The 5978-nt window shown below is 66.1% G+C and carries 6 protein-coding genes; 5 read left to right on the forward strand and 1 reads right to left on the reverse strand.

What is annotated here, in order from left to right:
- From AC1D00_RS23010 to AC1D00_RS23025, 4 genes are all read left to right on the forward strand, one after another.
- A partial coding sequence (locus tag AC1D00_RS23010) for an adenylate/guanylate cyclase domain-containing protein (RefSeq protein WP_477012230.1) occupies positions 1 to 494 on the forward strand: 494 nt, incomplete at its 5' end.
- A gap of 155 nt (positions 495 to 649) precedes the next feature.
- Entirely contained in the window at positions 650 to 1849 is a 1200-nt protein-coding gene (gene sorA, locus AC1D00_RS23015; RefSeq protein ID WP_477012231.1) for a SorA family sulfite dehydrogenase catalytic subunit, read from the forward strand.
- 13 nt (positions 1850 to 1862) lie between these two features.
- The gene (gene sorB / locus AC1D00_RS23020; RefSeq protein WP_167771308.1) at positions 1863 to 2171 is read left to right on the forward strand and encodes a SorB family sulfite dehydrogenase c-type cytochrome subunit; all 309 of its coding nucleotides are present in this window, start codon (positions 1863 to 1865) and stop codon (positions 2169 to 2171) included.
- Between the two features lie 197 nt (positions 2172 to 2368).
- Positions 2369 to 2569: a cold-shock protein gene (locus AC1D00_RS23025; RefSeq protein ID WP_008563500.1), complete on the forward strand. Its 201-nt coding sequence runs from the start codon at positions 2369 to 2371 to the stop codon at positions 2567 to 2569.
- Positions 2570 to 2740: 171 nt separating this feature from the next.
- On the opposite strand, the gene AC1D00_RS23030 is transcribed toward AC1D00_RS23025, so the two are convergent.
- Positions 2741 to 3202 (reverse strand): Lrp/AsnC ligand binding domain-containing protein, encoded by a 462-nt coding sequence (locus AC1D00_RS23030; RefSeq protein WP_027547147.1) that lies wholly within the window; start codon positions 3200 to 3202, stop codon positions 2741 to 2743.
- A 114-nt stretch (positions 3203 to 3316) separates the two neighbouring features.
- On the opposite strand from AC1D00_RS23030, the gene putA reads away from it, so the two are divergent.
- A partial coding sequence (gene putA / locus AC1D00_RS23035) for a bifunctional proline dehydrogenase/L-glutamate gamma-semialdehyde dehydrogenase PutA (protein WP_477012232.1) occupies positions 3317 to 5978 on the forward strand: 2662 nt, incomplete at its 3' end.

The following is a 5978-nucleotide window of genomic DNA, read 5'->3' on the forward strand; positions in this document are numbered from 1 at the left end:
CGCAGGCCGTGGTCGAGAACGGCGGCCAGCCGAACCAGTTCGTCGGCGACGGCATGCTGGCGCTGTTCGGGCTGTCGGCCGATCCGCAAGCGGCCTGCCGGCAGGCGCTGAAAGCGGCCGCAGGCATCGCCACGCATATCGACGAGCTCAACGAGCTGCTGAGCCACGATCTGCGCCAGCCGATCCGCTTCGGCATCGGCATTCACGGCGGCGAGGTCATCATCGGCGACATCGGCTATCGCGATCACATCGTGTTCACGGCGCTGGGCGACGCCGTCAACGTCGCCGCCCGCCTCCAGGACATGACCAAGACGCTGGCCTGTGAAGCAATCGTCTCGGAAGAGGTCCGCCGCACCGCCGGCCTTGCCGACGACGCGCTGCCGCAGCAGGAGGTCGCGATCCGCGGCCGCGACGAGCCGATGGCCGTGCGCGTGGTTGCGGATGCCAGGGAGCTGTCGGCGCTGGTTGAGGGCAGCGCGCGCGTCGCGGCCTGATTCTTCGCCTCTCCCCGTAACACCGGCTTGCTGCAATGCAGCGGCATGGGCCTGCTGCGAAAGCACGAATTGACTTCATCGGCATCGTTGCGACAGATGAACGCGGGATCGCGGTGATGACCGCGATCCAACGAAAAGCTCCGGGAGGGGACCAGATGTTCGATCGACGCGACCTGCTCAAAGGAGCGGGGCTTGCCGCCATGGCGGCCACACTGAACTCCACCAAAGCGCTGGCACTCGACACCGTCACCCTGCCCTTCGCCAATGGCGAACGGCCGCTGGTGAAATATCCGCAGAAGCGGCCGATGATCGGCCTGACCAGCCGGCCGCCGCAGCTCGAGACGCCGTTCGCGGTGTTCAACGACGGCCCGATCACGCCGAACAACGCGTTCTTCGTGCGCTATCACCTGTCCGACCTGCCCTACAATCTCGACCCCGACAAGTTCACGCTCGAGGTCAAGGGCAAGGTCGACAAGCCGCTCAAGCTGTCGCTCAAGGACATCCGCAAGATGAAGGCGACCGAGACCGTCGCCGTCAATCAATGCTCAGGCAACAGCCGCGGCTTCTTCGAGCCGCGTGTCGCCGGCGGTCAGCTCGCCAACGGCGCCATGGGCTGCGCGCGCTGGCGCGGCGTGCCGCTGAAGACCGTGCTCGATATGGCGGGGGTGCAGAGCGGCGCCAGGCAGGTCACGTTCAACGGCATGGACGGTCCGGTCAGCGACAAGACGCCTGACTTCATCAAGGCGCTCGACATCGATCACGCCAGCGACGGCGAGGTGATGCTGGCCTATGGCATGAACGGCGAGGACCTGCCGTTCCTCAACGGCTTCCCGCTGCGCCTGATCGTGCCCGGCTATTACGGCACCTACTGGGTCAAGCACCTCAACGAGATCACCGTCATCGACAATGTCTATGACGGCTTCTGGATGAAGTCGGCCTATCGCATTCCTGATACCCCGAACAACGCGATCGAGCCCGGCACCGCGCCGAAGGCGACCATCCCGATCAACCGCTTCACCATCCGCTCCTTCATCACCAGCGTGCCTGACGGCGCCAGGCTGAAGGCTGGAGCCACGACACTGCGCGGCATCGCCTTCGACGGCGGCAAGGGCATCAAGGACGTCGCGGTCTCCACCGACGGCGGCAAGATCTGGACGAACGCCAGGCTCGGCAAGGACCTCGGCAAATACGCGTTCCGCGAATGGAAGCTGCCGGTGAAGCTCGCGGCCGGCTCGTACGAGCTCAAGGTCCGCGCCACCGGCAATGGCGGCGAGACCCAGCCGGACACGCCGCGCTGGAACCCGGCGGGTTATTTGCGCAACGTCGTCGAAACCGTCCGCGTCAGCGTGGCCTGAGGGGAGAATGATCATGCAGCGCACCGTTCTCCTCGCCATCTCGCTCGCTTTCGCCGCCGTGGTGGGTTCGGCATTTGCGGCGCCGATCAACTACAAGACGCCCGACGAGGTCGCCGCCTTCAAGCCCGGCCCCAATCTCGAGGTCGTACAGGGCAATTGCAGCGCCTGCCACTCGGCCGACTACGTCAACACGCAGCCGCCGATGAAGGATAAGAAGGGCTTCTGGCAAGCCGAGGTGACCAAGATGATCAAGGTCTATGGCGCACCGATCGACGATGCCGATGTCGGCAAGATCGTCGATTATCTGGCCACGACGTATTGACGGCGCGCAGGCCGATTGACCGCGAAACGGGCAAAATCGGCAAAAACGCCGCGAAGTTGAGCGGAATTCGGCAAAAGCCTGATGTGGTTTGAGCTACCAAGCCTGCCACATTCCGCGTATCCTGTTAGGACCGAACCGGCCGGTTGGCGGGGACTGGCGGTTCGAGATCTCGGAGGAAGACCCGCGGAGAAGTCGTGATGGCTAAAGGTACGGTCAAGTGGTTCAACCCGACGAAGGGTTATGGATTTATCCAGCCTGCGTCGGGGGGCAAGGATGTGTTCGTGCATATCTCGGCGGTGCAGAAAGCCGGTCTGTCCACCCTCAACGAGGGACAGACGGTGGAATACGAAGAGATCGCAAACCGGGGCAAGACCTCCGCAGAAAACCTCAAAGTATAAGCCCGCCAGCGTTTGCTGCCTCCCGGATCAATCCGGGAGCCGGGCCAAAAAAATTTCAGAAAACGGCCAGTGCATTCGACGACAGGCGTTGCGATTGCACACGGAGAGCTATTTTTCCTTGCAAGACCGCTTGTTCAACGCCATGGCAATGACAATCGCGACGGCACTTCGTCAGCCCACCGGCAACGGTGCGTCGCGCTTGATCTCCTCCATCACCGCGTAGGTCCGCGTCTCGCGCACGCCCGGCATCGACAGCAGGGTCTCGCCGAGGAAGCGCCGATACGCCGTCATGTCCGCAAGCCGCGCCTTCACAAGATAGTCGAAGCCGCCGGCAACCATGTGACACTCCAGCACCTCAGGCGCGAGTTTCACCGCGCGCGCAAAGCGCTCGAAATTGTCGGGCGTGGTCTTGTCGAGCAGCACCTCGACGAACACCAGAAGCCCGAGGCCAAGCCGGTGCGGATTGAGCCGCGCGCCATAGCCCTCGACAAAGCCCTCGCGCTGCAGGCGCTTCAGCCGCTCGCCGATCGATGTCGGCGACAAGCCGATGCGTTCGGCGAGCTCCACATTGGCGATTCGCCCATCCTCCTGCAGAATGGCGAGGATTCTCCGGTCGATCCGATCAAGTTCCATATTTTATCTGGCTATCATGATATCTGTCTTCATTTTCTAAGGCAAACAGGCTAACTTGTCTATCGAACTACGGTAACGTGGGCCTTATCCTGGATTTGAGCCACAGGACACGCCATGCCGAACATCCCGCCTTCCTTCACCGCCCCCTACGCGCCCGATGATACCGAGATCGCCGCCCGCCTCCTGCCGGCGTCGCATCTGTCCCCGCCGCAGGAAGCGCGGATCGACCGCACCGCGACGCGGCTGATCGAGGCGATCCGCAAGCGCGACGACCGGCTCGGCGGGGTCGAGGACATGCTGCGGGAGTTCGCGCTCTCGACCAAGGAGGGCCTCGCACTGATGGTGCTGGCCGAGGCGCTGCTGCGCGTGCCGGACGCGCGCACCGCCGACCAGTTCATCGAGGACAAGCTCGGCGAGGGCGACTTCATCCATCACGAGACCAAGTCCACCGCCTTCCTCGTCAACGCCTCGGCCTGGGCGCTCGGCCTGTCGGCGCGGGTGATCCAGCCCGGCGAGACGCCCGACGGCACCATCGGCCGGCTGGTGAAGCGGTTAGGGGCGCCGGCGGTGCGCACCGCCACGCGCCAGGCGATGCGGCTGATGGGCAATCACTTCGTGCTGGGTGAGACCATCGAGCAGGCGCTGGAGCGAGGCAAGCCGCGCTCCGGCCAGAAGACGCGCTACTCCTTCGACATGCTCGGCGAAGGCGCGCGCACCGCGGCGGACGCCAGGCGCTATTTCGACGCCTATGCCAGCGCGATCGAGACGATCGGCAAGGCGGCCGGCAACCATCCCCTGCCCGACCGGCCCGGCATCTCCGTCAAGCTCTCGGCACTGCATCCGCGCTTCGAGGCGATCAGCCACGCGCGCGTGATGGCCGAGCTGGTGCCGCAGCTGCTCGATCTGGCGCAGCGCGCCAAGGCCCATGATCTCAACTTCACCGTCGACGCCGAGGAAGCGGACCGGCTGGAGCTGTCGCTCGGCGTGATCGCGGCAACGCTGGCCGATCCCTCGCTTGCAGGCTGGGACGGTTTTGGGCTCGCCATCCAGGCCTATCAGAAGCGCGCCAGTGCGGTGATCGACTATGTCGATGCGCTGGCGCGGGCGCATGACCGCAAGCTGATGGTGCGGCTGGTCAAGGGCGCCTATTGGGACACCGAGATCAAGCGCGCGCAGGAGCGCGGGCTCGACGGCTACCCCGTGTTCACGCGCAAGGCGATGACGGACCTGAACTACGTCGCCTGCGCCTCGAAGCTGCTCGGCTTGCGGCCGCGCATCTTCCCGCAATTCGCCACCCACAATGCGCTGACGGTCGCGACCGTGCTGGAGATGGCCGGGGACGGCGGCGGCTTCGAATTCCAGCGCCTGCACGGCATGGGCGAGGCGCTCTACGAGCAGCTCGCCAAGGACCACCCTGACATCGCCTACCGCACCTATGCTCCGGTCGGCAGCCATCGCGACCTGCTCGCCTATCTGGTGCGGCGGCTGCTGGAGAACGGCGCCAACTCCTCCTTCGTGGCGCAGGCGGCCGACTATCGCGTCCCGGTCCCGGCGCTGTTGCAGCGTCCGGCGGATGCCATCGTCCGGCCGCAAGCGGCGGCCCATCCGAGGATTCCGCTCCCCTGCGATCTGTTCGCGCCGGAGCGGCGCAATTCGCGCGGCGTTGAGTTCGGCGCACGCGCCGCGCTCGACCAGCTACTGACGGACGTCAAGGCCGCGGCAGCCGATCCGAAGCCGATCGCCGATGCAACGCCGGACCAGGCCAACGCAGCGGTGGCCGGCGCCCGTACGGGTTTTGCGGCCTGGAGCCGGACGCCGGCGGGCACGCGCGCGGCAGCACTGGAGCAGGCCGCCTATCTGCTGGAGAGCCGCAGCGCCCGTTTCATCGCGCTGCTCCAGCGCGAGGGCGGCAAGACGCTCGACGATGCGCTGTCGGAGTTGCGCGAAGCCGCCGACTTCTGCCGCTACTACGCCGCGCAGGGCCGCAAGCTGTTCGGCAGCGAGACGGCGATGCCGGGCCCGACCGGCGAGAGCAACGCGCTCGCCATGCGCGGCCGCGGCGTCTTCGTCGCGATCTCGCCGTGGAATTTTCCGCTGGCGATCTTCCTCGGCCAGGTCACGGCAGCGCTGATGGCGGGCAACAGCGTCGTCGCAAAACCCGCCGAGCAGACGCCGCGCATCGCGCGCGAGGCCGTAGCCCTGCTGCACGAGGCCGGCATTCCCAAGAGCGCCCTGCATCTCGCCACCGGCGACGGCCGCATCGGCGCCGTGCTGACCGCGCACCCCGATATCGCCGGAATCGTCTTCACCGGCTCGACCGAGGTCGCCCGCAGCATCAACCGGACGCTCGCGGCCAAGGACGGGCCGATCGTGCCGCTGATCGCGGAGACCGGCGGCATCAATGCGATGATCGCCGATGCCACCGCGCTGCCGGAGCAGGTCGCCGACGACGTCGTGACCTCGGCGTTTCGTTCCGCCGGCCAGCGCTGCTCGGCGCTGCGGCTCCTGTTCGTGCAGGAGGACGTCGCCGACCGCATGATCGAGATGATCGCGGGCGCCGCGCGGGAATTGAAGATCGGCGATCCCTCCGATGTCGCAACCCATGTCGGGCCGGTGATCGACCTCGAGGCCAAGCAGCGCCTCGAGGCGCATATCGCGCGGATGAAGACCGAGGCGCGGCTGCACTTTGCCGGCCCTGCGCCCGAGGGCTGCTTCGTCGAGCCGCACATCTTCGAGCTCAAGGAGGCCGGCCAGCTCACCGAGGAAGTGTTCGGCC

The sequence above is a fragment of the Bradyrhizobium sp. P2_E8 genome, from assembly GCF_056403875.1.

Coding starts and splice junctions, on each gene's coding strand:
- sorB (WP_167771308.1), top strand. CDS start 1,863: ATGCAGCGCACCGTTCTCCTCGCCATCTCGCTCGCTTTCGCCGCCGTG.
- AC1D00_RS23030 (WP_027547147.1), bottom strand. CDS start 3,202: ATGGAACTTGATCGGATCGACCGGAGAATCCTCGCCATTCTGCAGGAG.
- AC1D00_RS23025 (WP_008563500.1), top strand. CDS start 2,369: ATGGCTAAAGGTACGGTCAAGTGGTTCAACCCGACGAAGGGTTATGGA.
- sorA (WP_477012231.1), top strand. CDS start 650: ATGTTCGATCGACGCGACCTGCTCAAAGGAGCGGGGCTTGCCGCCATG.